Genomic DNA, 16,285 nt, shown 5'->3' on the forward strand with positions numbered 1-16,285 from the left:
CGGCCGCGAATGTTGCTCACCGGCACCCGTCCACTTCCCACCAGAATTTCACCCGCGTCATCATCCCCGCCTGCAGGAAGCCGTCCCCGTTTTTCGAGAGGGTCGCGGAGAGGTACTCCCTGAGGATCTCCTCCTGATCCGGAGACGTTATCTGGCACTGATCCCCGAACTCGGCAACTGCTGCTTCGAAATCCGGAAACTTGCGGGCATGCTCCCTCCGTATCGTCTCGACGTTCGGGTAGATCCCCATTGAATAGAGGACATTGAAGAGGACATCGGCCTTGGGGCCAAAGCAGAACTCCTTTCCGTGCAGCGCCGGCCAGAGGTCGACCATCACCTGCTCCCAGGCCGTCGGCCCGGCAAACCAGAAGAGGTAGACCCATCGCGAGGACGCTTCGCACATCGCCTCGATCGCGGCCCGGATATCCGGCATCCCGAGCGAGTACGAGGCGACGACAATGTCGTACCTCCCCCTGAGATCGACAGAGGGATCGATCTCCTCCCAGCGTTTCCGCACGATCTCAAGGTTCGACACACCCTCTTCTGCAGCGTATCCGGCCATCACATCGGCCATTCCCGCCGAGGGTTCGACGGCGGTCACATGGGCGACGCGGCACGCAAGGGGAACGGCGAGCGTGCCGGGTCCGGCGCCGATGTCCAGCACCGTCGATCCGGCCTCGATCGGAAAGCTGTCGATGATGTGGCGGGTCCGCTCGGGTTTCTCCCGCAGTTGAGCGAGAAATGCTCGAGCTTTCTCGCGCGAAGTCCATGTGGAGGCGCACTCCCTGCTCCCCTGGCACGCCGCATTCTCATTGTACAATTCCTTCCAGACGGCGTTCCAGTCTATGTTGTATGCCATCGACATTCTCCATGTTTTTGATAGGGTGCTTCCCTTCGGCATATCCTCTTCGATCTTCCGTGAATCTCTGATCTTCGGCGTTCGTCCGCCCAAATATCTCTGGAGGGAAGAACGAGAGAGACACATCGATCGGGGAGCGTGCAAACCATGAAAATCATCAGGGGTGGTTTTCAAAGAACCGCCTGAATATTCGTTTCATCAGTGATTCTACACAGCCGATTTTTGGTATATGGTCATTATCTACTTTTGGATATCCATCCCGATATTTCCGGAAAGGAAGTCTGTACCCTGCCCCTGCGGCCGATACCGGCACCAGTTCCGCACGCGCCTCTCCGGCGTTTCATCCGGCACAACCTGCTCTTTTTTCGAGGTCATCCCAAAACTGATCCGAACCTTCATGCACGCCGATGAAAGGACTCACATTCGGTTCTGAAAAATTCTGTTCTGAATTCTGTTCTGGCGTCTTGTCCGGGGGGTTTCACCCCCCGATCGCCCCCCATCATTGCGATAGGGAGTGGATGGCAATCTCCTTCATCAGGATCTCTCTTCCCCGACCCTATCCTGTTTCGGGGGTCAGGGGGCGTCAGTCCCCCGGTAGAGATCTGGGGGAAGGCGGTGGTTTCGCACGATTCTTCAGGGAATTCAGGAAGATATCGACCAGATCAGGATATTCTCTCCCGATCCCTGCATGCAGAGATGGGGGGAATGAACGAGAGTTCTGGGATATGTTCTTCAAGAATCCGATCCCGGCCGCTATCTTTCCCTCAAAAAAACACCTTAATAGATACACGGCCGATCTCATACGGAATGACCGAGGAGAAGATGACCCCTGCCATGCGGCAGTTCTATGCGATGAAGGAGGAACATCCTGACTGTGTCATTTTTTTCCGCATGGGGGACTTTTACGAGACATTCGGTCATGACGCCGAGATCGTCTCCCGCGAACTCGACATCGTGCTCACCTCGCGGGGCAAGGACAGAGAGGGGGAGAAGATGCCCCTCGCCGGCGTGCCCTATCATGCGGCAGACACCTACGTCTCCCGCCTCGTTGCGAAGGGCTACAGGGTTGCCGTCTGCGAGCAACTCGAAGACCCGAAGAAGGCGAAGGGGATCGTGAAGAGGGGTGTCGTCCGGGTGATCACCCCCGGCACAGTCATCGACGCCTCCATGATCGCCTCGCCGGGGGCGCGGTACCTGATGTCCCTCTGCCCGGACGGTGCGGATTTCGGCATCGCCTTCCTGGACATCTCCACAGGCGAGTTCTTCGTCGAGGAGTGCGGGGACGGTGGCGAGGTCGTCTCCGAGGTGGAGAGGTACAGGCCGCAGGAGTGCATCGTCCCCGGCCCCCTCCCCTGCGGCCTCGGCGAGCGTTTCTCCGCGCAGGGCGTCCTGGTCACCCCCTACGAGGAGGGGGCGTTCTCGGGTGTGCGGGCGCGGCAGGTGCTCCTCGACCGCTTCGGCACCGTCTCTCTCGAAGGTTTCGGGTGCGAGGGGATGGAGGCCGCGGTGCGGGCCGCCGGCGCCGCCCTCAGGTACGCCACCGAGACGCAGTTCTCCGACCTCTCCCATATCACCGGCCTCTCGGTGCGGTCCACCGCCGAGAGGATGTCCCTGGATGCGATCACCCTCAGGAACCTGGAGATCACCGAGACGATCCGGGGCGAGGGGAAGGAGGGGACGCTCCTCCATGTCCTGGACAGGACGCGGACCTCGATGGGGAGCAGGACGATCCGGGCGTACCTGGTCAACCCCCTCCTCGACAGGGCCGGGATCGACGCACGCCTCGACGCCGTCGAGTATTTCGTCGGGAACACCCCGGCACGGGAGACCTTCCAGGACCTCCTCCGCGGCTGTGCCGACATCGAGAGGATCGCGGGCAGGATCGCCTACGGCAATGCCACGCCCCGCGACCTCGTCACCCTCAGGGCGTCCTTCGAGACCGTGCCCGAGATAAGGGAGGCCCTGCAGGGCGACCTGCCGGCGCGGGTCAGGGAGGCGGTCGACCAGATCTCCGACTTCCCCGCGGTCAGGGACCTCGTCTCCCGCGCGGTCGTCGACGACCCGCCGGCGAACCTCAAGGGCGGCGGCGTGATCAGGGAGGGCTACAGCCCCGAACTCGACGAACTGAAGGGTCTCTCCGGGTCGGGGAAGGACTGGATCGCGGAGTACCAGCAGAAGGAGAGGGAGAGGACAGGGATCAAGTCCCTGAAGGTGCGCTACAACCGGGTCTTCGGCTACTATATCGAGGTGACGAAGCCGAACCTGGCCCTCGTGCCCGACGACTATGACCGGAAGCAGACGACCGCAAATGGCGAGAGGTTCACCACCCCGGACCTGCGGGAGAAGGAGATGCTCATCACCAATGCCGAGGAGCGCCTCCTCTCCCTGGAGGCTGAACTCTTCGCGGACCTCGTCGCCACCCTCGCCGCCTCCGTCCCCGGATTTCAGGAGACCGCCCGGGCGATCGGCGTCCTCGACGTCTATGCGGCCCTCGCCGCGGTCGCACAGAGGAACGACTACACGCGGCCGGTTCTCGACGACTCTGTCAGGACCGCGGTCCGGGCCGGGCGCCACCCTGTCGTCGAGGAGATGGTGCCGGGCTCATTTGTCCCGAACGACACCCTCCTCGACGGCGGCGGCGACCAGGTCCTCATCATCACCGGCGCGAACATGGCCGGCAAATCGACGTACATGCGTGCCGTCGCCCTCATCCAGGTGATGGCCCAGATCGGGAGTTTCGTCCCGGCCGCCCACGCCTCCCTCGGCATCGTCGACAGGGTCTTCACCCGCGTCGGGGCCTCCGACGACCTGTCGAGCGGGCGGAGCACCTTCATGGTCGAGATGCAGGAACTCGCGAACATCCTGAACAATGTCACCGAAAGGAGCCTCGTCGTGCTGGACGAGATCGGGCGGGGGACGAGCACCATCGACGGCTACTCCATCGCAAGGGCCGTCATCGAGTTCCTCCACGGCACGGGAAAGACCGGGCCGCGGACCCTCTTCGCCACCCACTTCCACCAGCTCATCGACGTGGAGGCCGACCTGAAGAGGGTGAAGAACTACCACTTTGCGGTGAAGGAGACGGCCGGGGAGATCGTCTTCCTGCGGACGATCATCCCGGGCGCCACAGACAGGAGTTACGGCATCCATGTGGCGCGGCTTGCCGGCGTGCCGCGGGCGGTGACGCAGAGGGCCGAGAAGATCCTGAAGGCGACCGAGGAGGAGGTCGCGTCGGGCGGGCCGAGACAGAGGAAGTTCACCCAGATGCTCCTCTTCCCGTCCTCTGAGGCGCGGGCGGATCCCGACCCTGCGGTGGAGGCCCTGAAGAAGATCGACCCCGACGCCCTGACGCCCCGGGAGGCCCTCGACGCACTCTATGAACTGAAGGCTCTCGCCGGGAAGGAGGGGTCGCCATGACCGGACCTGTCATCCACGTCCTCGACGAGAGGACGGTCAACCAGATCGCCGCCGGCGAGGTCGTCGAGAGGCCGGCGTCGGTCGTCAAGGAACTCGTGGAGAACGCCATCGACGCCGGCGCCGACCTCATCAGGGTAGAGGTGACGACAGACCGCACCCATGTCACCGTGATCAGGGTGCAGGACAACGGCGTCGGGATGGACCGCGCCGACGCGGCCCTCGCCTTCAGGGAGCACGCCACGAGCAAGATCGCACGGATCGACGACCTCGACCGCGTCGCCACCATGGGCTTCAGGGGCGAGGCGCTGGCGAGCATCGCCTCGGTCGCCGACGTCACCCTGGTCACCCGGCCGAAGGGGGGCGAGGTCATCGCCGGGACGAAGGTCAGGATCAGGGGCGGCGGTGCGCCCGAGGTCGCGGAGGTCGGCGCACCCGAGGGGACGACTCTGGAGGTCCGCGACCTCTTCTTCAACACGCCGGCCCGCCGGAAGTTCCTCAAGTCCCTCCACACCGAACTCGCGCATATCCACGGGGTCGTCGAGAGGACCGCACTCGCCCACCCTGAGGTCTCCTTCCGCCTCGTCCACAACGGGAGGGAGCGGGTCGCCACCCACAGGACGACCGACCTGCGGGAGACGGCGGCCTCCCTCTTCGGGACAGACCTCCACACAGACCTCATCCCCCTCGCATTCGAGGCCTCCCCGGTGAAGGTCGGGGGCTACATCTCACGCCCGGCGCACTCCCGTGCCGACCTGTACCAGGTCTTCCTCTCGATCAATGCCCGCCCGATCTCGTCGCCCGCGATCGTGCGGGCGCTCAAGGAGGGCTACGGCACCCTCCTCCCTGCCGACCGCTACCCTGTCGCCTTCGTCACCCTGACCGTCGACCCGGCCCAGGTGGACGTGAACGTCCACCCGACGAAGAAACTGGTCCGCCTCAGCCGGGAGAGGGAGATCTGCGACGCTATCGTCAGTGCTGTGCGGGCCGCGCTGGACGGGAGGGACCTCCTCTCCGCCCCTGCGGCACGCCCGGCGCCGGCATGGAAGCTTCCCGCCCCTGTCCCCCCACGGACGACCGGGATCGCGGAAGCGCCGGCACTCTACGCACGCTCCGACAGGCGCCTGAGGCAGACCTCCCTCCCCCTCGCCGGGGCCGAAAGAAACCTCCTCCCCGAGATCGAGGTCCTCGGCCAGGTCGACGCCACCTACATTGTCGGCAGGGCCGAGAACCGCTCCCTCGTCGTCATCGACCAGCACGCCGCCCACGAGCGTATCCTGTACGAGCAGGCGACGGAGAAGCAGCAGGACGGGCAGAAGACACAGGAACTGATCGTCCCTGTGCTCATCACCTTCACGGCGCAGGAGGCAGAACTGGTGAAGGACGCCCTGCCGGCCCTCGAAGAGGAGGGGTTCGCCCTCGGCGAGTTCGGGCCGGACACCTACGCGGTGAGCGCGATCCCCATCGTCCTCGGCCGGATGGAAGACCCGGCGGTGGTCCGCGACCTGGTCTCGGCCCTGATACGCGAGGCCCCCCGCGACCCGGTGGGGAGGCGGGAGGCGATCACCCGGAGAGTCGCCTGCCGCGGTGCGATCAAGGCCGGCGACCCCCTCACCCACGAGCAGATGCGCCGCCTCGTCGACCAGCTCGCCCACACGAAGAGCCCGTACACCTGCCCCCATGGTCGGCCGACGGTCCTCTCCTTCTCCCCCGACGAACTGGCGGCGATGTTCAGGAGGACGTGATTGGATAGGGGGAGACAGGGATCTCCTCCCAACAGTTCGAGCGCGATTTTTTTGTTTCATCCACACCCGCGGGACGTTTCGAAAACGCTATATGGTGCAAAAATATATTTGCACCTGTAAATGATTACAACCAGTAGCATCCCCGAGCTCTCGAAATTGCTTTCATTTCTCGGAAATGAACAAAGGCTCAGGATTCTGAAATCGATTGCAAAAGAGGAGAAATATGCGCGCGAGATCTCGGAAGAACTCTCAATCTCACGTACACTTGTCAACATCTACCTCAAACAGCTGGAGAAGAAGGGCCTCGTCACCGGAACCAGCAGAGTGACGGACGAACCCCCCCTGATGAGGAGATATTACCGGGCAGTTCCCTTCGAACTGGTTGTAAGCCTGGATGAGATTCAAAAAATGGAGGAGTAAAGGTATGGATTATTTTAAGGTACGCGAATTTCACTGGATGACCTGGACGGTGATCGGACTCCTGATAGCGTTGCTCGTCATGCTCACCATCGGCATTGCCTATCGTATCGACCTCGGTATTGTCGTCGGTTCCATGGCAGGGATATTGTGGTATGTCTTCCTGCTCGCCTTCATCTGGACCGTGGCCTGCATCATTGGAAGGGGCCTGAAGACCTGGCTGGAAAAGTACCTCGACGCTCTCGTGGAGCAGAAGAGCAGGGAAGAGGACGCCGGTGCACAACTGGCCGTATTGAACGAAAAGATCGAGAAGATGGAAGAGAAGATCGACCGGATCGAGGATGTCCTGACGAAGGTGGGCGAGTAGGAGGAATGTCCATGGACCCTGAAAAAAATCTTGACAGGGACTGGACCCTCTGGACGGCGGTCGCGATCACGGTGTGGTTGGTCCTGAGCATCCTCGTATCTCTGGCAAACCCCGTCTTCGCACGTTCGATCTGGCCGGTGTTGTTCTCCGTCTTCGTCCTCGCATATGGGTACCTTGCCGTCTGCCATTTCATACGCAAGGCGAAGGCGTGGAGCGAGCACTATCTCGACACCCTCCTGGCACAGCGTGTCCGGGGAAAGGAGAGAGAGGCAGAGAAGATACGAGCAATGACCGAACAGGTCGGGGAAATGGAGAAAAAGGTGGACCGCATCGAGGCGATGCTGGTGAAGGTCTCCGGGTGATGATGCACGATCTCTGAGAGTCATTGACAGGAACCTCTCACTTTTCCTTGATCCGAAAAACATTGGAGATCGTACGGCATCACAGAACGTTACAAAAAATTCATAGAGAATATTTTCTGGAAACTCATCTTCCTAGAGCGTGCATGACGGCCAGGCGAGCGATCCCATCGCTAAAAGTCAGGATTTTCTCGAACATTTGCCTTCAGCAGGACATCCGGATCACTACACTCGTGAGTGACTCATAGACAGATCTATCGGGCGGGACTGATCGGTCGCAAAGTTTTGCAGGATTATTACATCGATACAGAGGGTTAAATTTTTCCGATGTGTAAATGATTTGCACAGAGCAGCCATATAATTGTATGAATATATCCTGGGTCGTGGACATCAGAACAGGTGTCCCGCCGGGGCCGGGGACACGGCCCGGAGGAGAAGAGGAAACAAAATGAGGAATGGTGCATGTATGGTTACAGAAAAAAGATTTCTCACTCTTTTGCTCTCTTTCGTCCTGCTGGGATGTGCCATTCTCACGACGGGGTGCACGGCAGGGGAAGGGCCGGGAGCGCCGACGCCTGTCCTGACGCCCCCCACGTTCCAGCCCGACATCCTGGACAAACCGATCATCAACGCACCCGCTGGAGAGGGAGGGCCGTCTCCTTTCCTCTTCGAGTTCGACACGGAGAACGCCTCGGGTTTCGAAGCGGTCGGGGCCGATCGACCGGGAGCGCCGACACTCGTCCTCCGACCGAATGCATCGGCGACCCTCCCGATCGTCGTCTCCTCCGAGGCCGACACCGGCACCGGGATCAGGACCACCCGGACCGACGGCCTGCCTGAAGGAGTGCAGGTCTCCTATGTCCCGGACTCCTTCACCCTTGAGGCCGGGGAGACGAGACGCGTGGAGATGCGTCTGGTCTCACCGGAGGACCTGACCGTGCCGGCGGCGACGGCCGTCGTCGTCTGGATGGAGGGTGCGGGATGGGAGGTCGGGAGGGGTTTCCACCTCGGAGAGAGGGAATGAGGGTCTCCGACCGTCCTTCAAAACAACTCGTCCTCACGCCCGGCGGTCGCACCCCGGTACAACCCTTCCTCCGAGGACCAGGACAGAGGCGACGATGATGCCGACGAGAACAAAACCGGCCAGGGGGTGGTCGGGGATCACGATGAAGAGGTCGGGATAGCCGGTATATTTCAGAATCAGGTCGATCATCGCGACCGATGCCGCTCCCAGCAGGATATTGATCGTCCGGTTGAATCGGGAGAGACGAAGAGATCCGAGTGCCTCGAAGGCGGCCGCCATCCCGAGGGAGATGATCACACTGGAGAGCAGCAGGACAAGGAGCGGTGTATCGTACAGGTCGATGAGTATTTCAGAGCGTGTCAGAAGAAAAGAGACCGGAAGCACCAGCAGTATCGGGAATGCGAGAGAAAACCAGGGGTGACGGACGGACGCCGTCAGATGGCACCAGACGGCGGCAAGGGCTGCGATGAAAAAGCAGTCCGCGACGTATAGCAACGGTGCAAGGACCACGGCCGCGCTCACCCAGCCAATAGTAGACATAACATCGGGGTAATCCTCTCGGATCAAGAAAATGAGGAGGATAAAACCGCATATCGATGCGGACATGATCAGGAACAGAAGGAATGTCAATATCAACCTCGATGAAAAGAAGAACGGAACGATGGTCCCGGCCTGAAGTGCTGCTTCGGAGACGGGCGACACGTTGAAGTCCCCTGCAAAACCGAGCAGGAATATGAATAAAAAGGAACTCGCCGAGACTGCGGTGATCAGAAGGTACTTCCTCCAGTTGCCGAACCTCTCCGCAACGAGGGGGAGGGGCGTCAGAATGCCGAGAACCTGCACGGCGACGATCGTCAGAGTGCCGGCCAATGCCTCGGGGCCGGCGACCTGGAACTGGTAATACCGCGGTACGATCACCGAGAGGGCGAGAGCAAGGATGACGGGCATCAGAGCACTCAGGCGAGGGGAGGGCAGTCGTTCGAAGATCCCGTACAGGACTGCCGGGGCCAGGAGAAATCCGAGAAAAAGAATAATCTCGATCATATTTTCATTACTGGGGGTTTTTCTCGTTTCTTTGCGAAAGTTGTTGTGTTTTATATCAGTACACCCCTTCCCCGGTAATCAAAACGCCCGTCACCTGATACGTGCCGTTGCACCCTCCCTGAAATTCGTGCCTCATCCTCTCCCGGTATGAATTCGACTGCCAGCCCCCTATCCACCACTGGTTTGTCGCATGAAATTCGGAGGAGATGGTGAGGACATTCTCGTCATCCGCGGTATAGGAGAGGATGAAGGGCGTCTCGAAGACGTATCCTGAAGACCCGGCGCTCACGTAGTAGTCCCCGTACATGGCGCTGTCGGGACCGCTGATAGTGTCGGTGATCCGGTACGGCATGAAGAGGGGCTCTTTTCCGACCGGCGTCTTTGTATCGATCTCGTGGTCGACAGAGGTGTCGTACATACGCATCTCCATCTCGACACGCTCAGGTGTCTCTTCGGAATATCGATCCGAATAGATATGGGTCGGCTGCGGGAGTTCGGACTCGTCCTGTCCCGGCATGATCGGGATCGGTGTGATACGATTTTTGTAAACGGGACTGATCCGGTCGGCCGAGATCTTCAGCATCGGGACGCCGTTCACCTCCTCGATCAGTGCTGAGATATTTTCCCTGTCGAAATTCGTGAAACTGAGACGGGAGATATCGACGACTGTCTCATTTTTCCCGGACTCCGCCTTGTAATAGGAAGGAAGGGGGATCAGAAGAGTTGCATTCTCCAGAGGCCCGGTCGTGGAGAGAGTGAGTTCGTAGATATAGGCCGAGTGTGCACTTTCGGGTGCGGACACGCTGAAATATCCCAGGATCAATACAAAGACAACGACCAGAATGACGATCAGAATGATTACTGCAAGGACGATTTTCTTGAGAATGTCCAGGAGGTTCGCCATGGGGCGTAATTTTATAATGGTACGATTTATAGATGCTCGTTTGTCTTTTGGATGAGGGATTATTTGGATTTGTTGAATTTCTCATTCTCAGATTGTGCTCCTCCCGATGACGTGGAGATCCGTGCTGACCCCTCGACCTTCCCAAAGACTCTCCACCGGGGGACTGACGCCCCCGGGCCCCCGCTATCAGGATAGGACGGGGGAAGGATTCTACACTCTGATGAGGTCCGCCGTTCTTCCCCCTATCTCAATGATGGGAGATTAGGAGGTGCGAAAAAAGGGAGCTTGAAAAACATTGAATATTTCGAGAAAGAGTGTTCGAAACTTCTCTTTATTTCCAAAAAAAGAGTATTACAGGGTGAGAGTCCCCGCCACCCGCAGGTTCCCGCCCTCGAGGTAGGTGACGACCGCCTTCGACCCCGGCATATAGACCAGGTCCTTTTCGAGTTCGAGGGAGATCTTCACCGACCGTCCGTCGGCCGCGGCCGCGGTGACGCGGGAGGGGATGAACTGCATCCAGTGACCGACATGGAGGACCATGCCCTCGGTGATCGGCGTCTTCCAGAAGGGCACGAGGTCCAGGGTGCCGGTCACGGAGGTCGCACACCGCAGGGAGGAGTCGTTTGTGAGGACATAGCCCCGGTCGAGTTCTTCAGCCTCGACGTTCTTGAGGGCAAGGCCGACGCGGTCGCCGGTCTCCGCCTCCTCGAAGTCCTCGTCGTGTTTCTGGACCGACCGCACGAGTGCTGTCTTCGCCGTCGGGAGCACCTTGAGGGTGTCGTGCTTGCGCAGGTGGCCGTCCGCGACGCACCCGAGAATCACGGTCCCGATGCCGCGGACATTGAAGAAGTGGTCGATCGGGACGACGCAGGTCTTCTTCGGGTCGGCAAGGGAGCGCTCGATCGCGGTCTGCTCTGTCTGCTCAAGGAGGCGCTCGCGCAGGTCGACGAGGTCGTCCTCGACGCACTCGTACTCCGCGAGCACCGTCCCCTTCAGGAGGGGCCTGATCTGGTCGGGCGTGAGATAGTTGCGGAGGACGAAGTAGCCCTTCTTCACGCCCGCCGCCTGGAGCATGAGCAGGTACTCGCCGAAGGTCGCGTTCAGGGCGTCGACGACGACAACAGCCGCGTCCGCAAGGGTCGCGGCGTAGAAGAGCGGGGCGAGACGCTCAGGGTACCGGGTCGGTTCGATGAACGTCACCGTGTGCGCACCCTTTTTCAGGTTGTAGAAGGTGATGTCGGTGCTCGTCCCCTTTTTTCCGAGGTCCTTTGCGTATCCTGCAGGGCCGAATACCGCTACAGTAAGGTTCGCCATACAAGGATATTGGCGTGAGAGGGGGATAATGCTTCTCGAAGGGGGCGGGATCATGACGACAGACGTTTATAGCCGGGCACCGATTGACCGCGGAGGTGCAGGCACATGACCCGGCGACTCGGTGAAGCGGAGGGCTACGCCCTCCTGGCGACGTACGGCATCCCGGTGCCCCGCCATGCCGTTGCAGGGGACAGAGAGGGGGCGGCGGACGCGGCCGACGCCATCGGCTACCCGGTCGTCGTCAAGGTCGTCTCTCCCGACATCGCCCACAAGTCCGACGCGGGAGGGGTGCGGACAGGCGTGCGGAGCCGCGGGGAGGCGATGGAGGCGTACGACGCAATCGTCACCGCCGTCGCCGGGCGTTGCCCCGGCGCCGCGATCGAGGGCGTGATCGTCGAGGAAGAGGTCGGAGGCGGGCGGGAGTTCATCGTCGGCGGGGTGACCGACCCCGCGTTCGGGAAGGTGCTCACCTTCGGGTCGGGCGGCGTCCTCGTCGAACTCCTGAGAGACGTCGCTTTCGCCGTCCTCCCGGCAGACGAGGAGAGGATCAGGGAGATGGTCCGCGGTATCAGGGGCTACCCCCTCATCAAGGGCTACCGCGGCATGCCGCCCCTCGACGAAGAAGCGCTCGTTGCGGCGGTCGCAAGCGCGGCCCGGATGTTCATGGCGGAGGAGAGGGTCGCGGAGTTCGACATCAACCCTCTCGTCCTCAGGGTGGAGGGGGCGTGCGCGGTGGACGCGAGGATCCTCTGCCGGGAGGAAAAACGTGTGGCGGCGGAGGCCACGGAAAGACCGCCCTTCTCCCTCCCGGCACCGGCGTCCGTCGCCGTCATCGGTGCCTCCCCCGAACCCGGGAAGGTGGGGTACGCCCTGGCAAGGAACCTCCTCTCCTTCCCGGGAAAGTTCTGGCCCGTCAACCCGAAGCATGCGACCGTCCTCGGGCGGATGGCCTACCCCTCGGTCCTCGCCGTCCCCGATACGGTGGACATCGCCGTCGTGGCGGTGCCGGCGCCGGTCGTCCCCGCCGTCCTCCGCGAGTGCGCGGAGAAGGGGGTGCCCCTCGCCGTGATCATCTCCGCGGGGTTCTTGGAGAGCGGTGCGGAGGGGAAGGAGAGGGAGGAGGAGGTGAAGAGGATCGCGGCCACGACAGGCATCAGGGTGCTCGGGCCAAACTGCCTCGGGATCATCCTCCCGGCCGAAAAGGTCAACGCCACCTTCGACCCCATCACCCCGAAGCCCGGCCACATCGGTTTTCTCTCCCAGAGCGGCGCCGTCATCACGACAGTCGCCGACTGGAGCATCCCCGCGGGCATCGGTTTCTCCGCGGTCGTCAGCGTCGGCAATCAGGCCGACCTCGGTTTTGCCGACCTCCTCCCGGCCCTTGCCGCCGTGCCCGGGACGCGGGCCGTCATCCTCTACGTCGAGGAGGTCAGGGACGGCCGGCGCTTCCTGGAGGCGGCGAAAGCGGTGACCCCCGAGGTGCCGGTCATCGCCGTGAAGTCGGGGGCGTCCGAGAGAGGGAAGGCGGCGGCCTCCTCTCACACCGGTTCCCTTGCCGGGTCGTACGCCGTCTATGCCGCCGCCTTCAGGGAGGCCGGGATACTCCTCGCCGGTTCCCTCGAAGAGGCCTTCCAGCTCGGCGAACTCCTGGCGTCGGAGGGCTATCCCACGGGCGAGAGGTGCGTCGTCATTTCGGGCGCCGGGGGTTTTGCCGTCCTGGCGGCGGACTACGCGGAGAAGCACGGCGTCCCCCTCCCACCGCTCCCCGCCGGGGTCATCGACGCCCTCGACGCCTTCCTCCCCCCGATCTGGAACAGGACGAACCCGATGGACATCATCGGTGACGGCGGGGCCGCACGGTTCGCCCGCGTCTTTGACGTCATGATCGCGCGTCAGGACCTCTGGGACGTCGCATGCGTCGTCAGCGTCCCCTCGGCCGTCCTGAACCCGGTCGAACTCGCCCACGAGATCGTCAGGTTCTCCCGGAACACCGACAAGATGGTCGTCTGCTGCCTCCTCGGCGGCGAGAGCATGAAAGGCGCGGTGCGTATCCTGAAAGACCACTGCGTCCCGAACTTCCCCGAGATCGAGGACGCCTTCAGGGCCGTCGGGACGGTCCTCGCTTCGGGACGGCGGGGGAAGGGGGCGGCACCCCCCTGCGACACCGGAAGGGGCGACTGAGATGGACGGCACCGCACGGAGACGCTCGGAGAAGGCAGGTCTCCCCCCGGGATCTCTCGTCTATGTCGGGGACGCAGGGCAGGAGACGACGGAGATCGCCGTCATCGACTACACCGGGGAGGAGATCAGGGAGGAGGCCGGCATCGGCGTCGACGCCGTCCTCCCCTACCTGGAGAGGCAGTCTGTCACCTGGATCAATGTGACGGGCCTCAAGGACACTGCCGTCATCGGGAGGATCGGAGAGATCTTCGGCCTCCACCCCCTCGTCCTGGAGGACATCCTCAACACCGAGCAGAGGCCGAAGACCGAGGAGTACGACGGGACGGTCTCTATCATCCTGAAGATGATCGGCTACTCGGCAGACGGCGACCTGGTGGACGAGCAGATCAGCATCGTCCTCGGCAGGAACTCCGTCATCTCCTTCCAGGAAAGACAGGGCGACGTCTTCGATCCCGTGCGGGAGCGGATCCGGGCGGGGAAGTGGCGGGCGCGGCGACCCGGCGCCGACTACCTCGCCTACGCCCTCGTCGACACTATCGTGGACAGTTATTTCACGGTGATGGAGACCTTCGGCGAGAAGATCGAGGCGGTGGACGACGTCCTCATCGAGGACCCGGACCCCGGCGTGATCAGGGCGATCCAGGGGGTGCGGCGCGATCTCCTGTACCTCAGGAAACGGATCTGGCCGCTGAGGGAGGTGATATCCTCCCTTGAGAGGACGGACTCGCCCCTCTTCGCCGACCAGACAAAGGTCTACCTCAGGGACGTCTACGACCACACCGTCCAGGTGATCGAAGCGCTGGAGACCTACCGGGACATGGGGGCAGGGATGCTCGACATCTACCTGTCGAGCACGAGCAACAGGATGAACGAGGTGATGAAGGTGCTGACGATCATCGCCACCATCTTCATCCCCCTCAGTTTCATCGCGAGCGTCTTCGGCATGAACTTCAGGCAGATGCCCGAACTGGAGTGGGAGTTCGGCTACCACTCCTCCCTCGCCCTGATGGCCGCCGTCGCCCTCGGCATGCTTTTCTATTTCAGGAGGAAAAAGTGGATATAATACTGGAGGAGAGACAGACGTGAAGAAAGTCCTGATCAACGCACGAAAGGAGGACTACGAGAATCTTGCCCCCCTCCTCGAAGGGATCCACCATGTGGTCCTGCAGGAGGACGGGATCTATGAGGTCAAACTCTTTCTCCCGGACAACGACCTCGACTCCTTCATCGAGAAAGTCAGGCCCCTCCTCGACCTGCGCTATCGGGAGAACCTCATCGAGGTCTCCTCGCCTGACTTCGTCATCTCGCCGTACCTCAAGAGGGTCGAGGAGAAGACGGAGCAGCCGGAAAAGACCCCGATCGAGGAACTCCTCGACACCACCCGGCCGTACCAGAGGCTCGACGCAGGAAAACTCGTCCTCACATCGATCGCCGGGATCATCGCCCTGACCGGCCTCTTTCTCAACAATGTGGCGGTGATCATCGGGGCGATGCTCCTCTCCCCGATCCTGGGGCCCATCTACGGCTTCGCGATCAACATCTCGATCGGGAAGGTGCGTGACGGCCTCCAGAGCATCCTTGTCCTTGCAGCGCTCCTCTCCTGTGTCTTCACCCTCTCGGCCGCGACGACCTACCTCCTCCACCTTGTGACGCCCCTCTCCCTCACGCCGGAGATCCTCTCCCGCACCGTCGTCAGCCCGATCTACATCGTCATGGCCGTCCTCCTCGGCTTCGCCTCGGTGCTCGCCCTCGCCCGCGGGATGTCCGACCTCATCGCGGGCGTCGCGATCGCCGCCGCCCTCCTGCCCCCGACGGCCGTGATGGGCATCTCCCTGGTTCTCATCAGGGAAAGCCTCCTTCCCTCGACCGTGCTCGTCCTGGAGAACGTCATCGGCATGATGGCCGGGGCCCTGATCGCCACACTCTCCCTGCGGATCGGCCCGCGGGAATATTACGAGCAGATCGCCGCGAAAAAGTACATCGCACGGACGGCCGTCCTCATTATCATCCTGATCGCCCTCCTCTTCGGGCTGAGCATCCTCCTCTCCACCCCGCCGATCTGAGATGGTGAGAAACCCTATATCACATGGTGTCGTCCGGCACCTATGGCCGGGATATCAGCAGAGGTTGTCGAGGCGCGTTTTCCCCTTCTCTCCGGGCATACTCTCGAAGGGAGGAAGGTGATCCTGCCCAAAGACCTGAAGGGGATGGTCGCCCTGATCGCCGTGGCCGTGCAGAGGGGGGCCCAGTCCATGATCGACTCGTGGCGGACGCCTTTTGAGGAGGAGTTTGCGGGCGATCCGAAGATCGCATTCTATGAGGTGCCGGTGATCGAGAAAGAGAACGAACTCTTTCTCGGGGGCGTGATCAATGCGGGGATGCGGGAGGGCATCGACCCTGCGAAGTACGGCTCTATCATCACCGTCTTTGAGAACACGAAGCGGATCAGAAAAGTGCTCGGGATGGACGATCCCTCCCGTGCCTACCTGTACCTCCTCGACCAGGAGGGAACGGTCAGGTGGAGAGTGTCGGGATTCGCAGACAGAGGGGGGATTGAAGAAATCATTACCGTGACACGGAGACTTGCCGGTTCGGGGGGCGCCGCAAGGAATCTGTAACAGCACACGGCATTGGGCGACCGCGACGAGGAGCGGAAT

At 61.8% G+C, this 16,285-nt stretch carries 14 protein-coding genes; 10 read left to right on the forward strand and 4 right to left on the reverse strand.

Annotated elements, in window-relative coordinates; genetic code table 11:
- Positions 1–16: 16 nt before the first annotated feature.
- Complete coding sequence (locus MEFOE_RS10300; protein WP_083523504.1) at positions 17–859, reverse strand: class I SAM-dependent methyltransferase; 843 nt, start codon at positions 857–859, stop codon at positions 17–19.
- A gap of 807 nt (positions 860–1,666) precedes the next feature.
- Here MEFOE_RS10300 and mutS point away from each other — a divergent pair.
- The 6 genes from mutS to MEFOE_RS10330 all read left to right on the forward strand — a co-directional run bounded on the left by mutS (position 1,667) and on the right by MEFOE_RS10330 (position 8,185).
- On the forward strand, positions 1,667–4,276 hold the full coding sequence (gene mutS, locus MEFOE_RS10305) for a DNA mismatch repair protein MutS (protein ID WP_067051794.1): 2,610 nt from the start codon (positions 1,667–1,669) through the stop codon (positions 4,274–4,276).
- Positions 4,273–6,018, forward strand: coding sequence for a DNA mismatch repair endonuclease MutL (mutL, locus tag MEFOE_RS10310; RefSeq protein ID WP_067051795.1), 1,746 nt, complete (start codon positions 4,273–4,275; stop codon positions 6,016–6,018). The genes mutS and mutL overlap by 4 nt, the downstream gene beginning before the upstream one ends.
- Before the next feature lie 120 nt (positions 6,019–6,138).
- A complete protein-coding gene (locus tag MEFOE_RS10315) occupies positions 6,139–6,438 on the forward strand; it encodes an ArsR/SmtB family transcription factor (RefSeq protein WP_067051796.1) in 300 nt (99 codons plus the stop codon).
- Positions 6,439–6,442: 4 nt separating this feature from the next.
- Positions 6,443–6,802 carry a hypothetical protein gene (locus MEFOE_RS10320; RefSeq protein ID WP_153015944.1) on the forward strand — a complete coding sequence of 120 codons (360 nt, stop codon included), beginning with the start codon at positions 6,443–6,445 and terminating at the stop codon, positions 6,800–6,802.
- An 11-nt stretch (positions 6,803–6,813) separates the two neighbouring features.
- Positions 6,814–7,164: a hypothetical protein gene (locus MEFOE_RS10325; protein WP_153015945.1), complete on the forward strand. Its 351-nt coding sequence runs from the start codon at positions 6,814–6,816 to the stop codon at positions 7,162–7,164.
- Between the two features lie 463 nt (positions 7,165–7,627).
- A complete protein-coding gene (locus tag MEFOE_RS10330; RefSeq protein WP_153015946.1) occupies positions 7,628–8,185 on the forward strand; it encodes a hypothetical protein in 558 nt (185 codons plus the stop codon).
- 33 nt (positions 8,186–8,218) lie between these two features.
- Here the strand turns inward: MEFOE_RS10330 and MEFOE_RS10335 are convergent, their stop codons facing one another.
- The 3 genes from MEFOE_RS10335 to MEFOE_RS10345 form a co-directional block, all read right to left on the reverse strand.
- Entirely contained in the window at positions 8,219–9,229 is a 1,011-nt protein-coding gene (locus tag MEFOE_RS10335) for a hypothetical protein (protein ID WP_067051806.1), read from the reverse strand.
- Between the two features lie 55 nt (positions 9,230–9,284).
- The gene (locus MEFOE_RS10340; RefSeq protein WP_067051808.1) at positions 9,285–10,133 is read right to left on the reverse strand and encodes a hypothetical protein; all 849 of its coding nucleotides are present in this window, start codon (positions 10,131–10,133) and stop codon (positions 9,285–9,287) included.
- A gap of 351 nt (positions 10,134–10,484) precedes the next feature.
- Complete coding sequence (locus tag MEFOE_RS10345) at positions 10,485–11,447, reverse strand: EF-Tu/IF-2/RF-3 family GTPase (protein ID WP_067051809.1); 963 nt, start codon at positions 11,445–11,447, stop codon at positions 10,485–10,487.
- 105 nt (positions 11,448–11,552) lie between these two features.
- Here MEFOE_RS10345 and MEFOE_RS10350 point away from each other — a divergent pair, with 105 nt between their 5' ends.
- The 4 genes from MEFOE_RS10350 to MEFOE_RS10365 are packed head-to-tail and all read left to right on the forward strand — an operon-like array spanning position 11,553 to position 16,246.
- A complete protein-coding gene (locus tag MEFOE_RS10350; protein ID WP_067051811.1) occupies positions 11,553–13,628 on the forward strand; it encodes an acetate--CoA ligase family protein in 2,076 nt (691 codons plus the stop codon).
- Position 13,629: 1 nt separating this feature from the next.
- Complete coding sequence (corA, locus tag MEFOE_RS10355) at positions 13,630–14,691, forward strand: magnesium/cobalt transporter CorA (protein WP_067051814.1); 1,062 nt, start codon at positions 13,630–13,632, stop codon at positions 14,689–14,691.
- A 19-nt stretch (positions 14,692–14,710) separates the two neighbouring features.
- Positions 14,711–15,691: a TIGR00341 family protein gene (locus tag MEFOE_RS10360; RefSeq protein ID WP_067051819.1), complete on the forward strand. Its 981-nt coding sequence runs from the start codon at positions 14,711–14,713 to the stop codon at positions 15,689–15,691.
- A 42-nt stretch (positions 15,692–15,733) separates the two neighbouring features.
- The gene (locus MEFOE_RS10365; protein WP_067051821.1) at positions 15,734–16,246 is read left to right on the forward strand and encodes a hypothetical protein; all 513 of its coding nucleotides are present in this window, start codon (positions 15,734–15,736) and stop codon (positions 16,244–16,246) included.
- Positions 16,247–16,285 lie beyond the last annotated feature (39 nt).

The sequence above is a fragment of the Methanofollis ethanolicus genome (genome assembly GCF_001571385.1).
Lineage (GTDB): Archaea > Halobacteriota > Methanomicrobia > Methanomicrobiales > Methanofollaceae > Methanofollis > Methanofollis ethanolicus.

Bases quoted from the DNA above. Each gene is read 5' to 3' on its own strand.
- MEFOE_RS10300 (WP_083523504.1), bottom strand. From the start codon at position 859: ATGGCATACAACATAGACTGGAACGCCGTCTGGAAGGAATTGTACAAT.
- mutS (WP_067051794.1), top strand. From the start codon at position 1,667: ATGACCGAGGAGAAGATGACCCCTGCCATGCGGCAGTTCTATGCGATG.
- mutL (WP_067051795.1), top strand. From the start codon at position 4,273: ATGACCGGACCTGTCATCCACGTCCTCGACGAGAGGACGGTCAACCAG.
- MEFOE_RS10315 (WP_067051796.1), top strand. From the start codon at position 6,139: ATGATTACAACCAGTAGCATCCCCGAGCTCTCGAAATTGCTTTCATTT.
- MEFOE_RS10320 (WP_153015944.1), top strand. From the start codon at position 6,443: ATGGATTATTTTAAGGTACGCGAATTTCACTGGATGACCTGGACGGTG.
- MEFOE_RS10325 (WP_153015945.1), top strand. From the start codon at position 6,814: ATGGACCCTGAAAAAAATCTTGACAGGGACTGGACCCTCTGGACGGCG.
- MEFOE_RS10330 (WP_153015946.1), top strand. From the start codon at position 7,628: ATGGTTACAGAAAAAAGATTTCTCACTCTTTTGCTCTCTTTCGTCCTG.
- MEFOE_RS10335 (WP_067051806.1), bottom strand. From the start codon at position 9,229: ATGATCGAGATTATTCTTTTTCTCGGATTTCTCCTGGCCCCGGCAGTC.
- MEFOE_RS10340 (WP_067051808.1), bottom strand. From the start codon at position 10,133: ATGGCGAACCTCCTGGACATTCTCAAGAAAATCGTCCTTGCAGTAATC.
- MEFOE_RS10345 (WP_067051809.1), bottom strand. From the start codon at position 11,447: ATGGCGAACCTTACTGTAGCGGTATTCGGCCCTGCAGGATACGCAAAG.
- MEFOE_RS10350 (WP_067051811.1), top strand. From the start codon at position 11,553: ATGACCCGGCGACTCGGTGAAGCGGAGGGCTACGCCCTCCTGGCGACG.
- corA (WP_067051814.1), top strand. From the start codon at position 13,630: ATGGACGGCACCGCACGGAGACGCTCGGAGAAGGCAGGTCTCCCCCCG.
- MEFOE_RS10365 (WP_067051821.1), top strand. From the start codon at position 15,734: ATGGCCGGGATATCAGCAGAGGTTGTCGAGGCGCGTTTTCCCCTTCTC.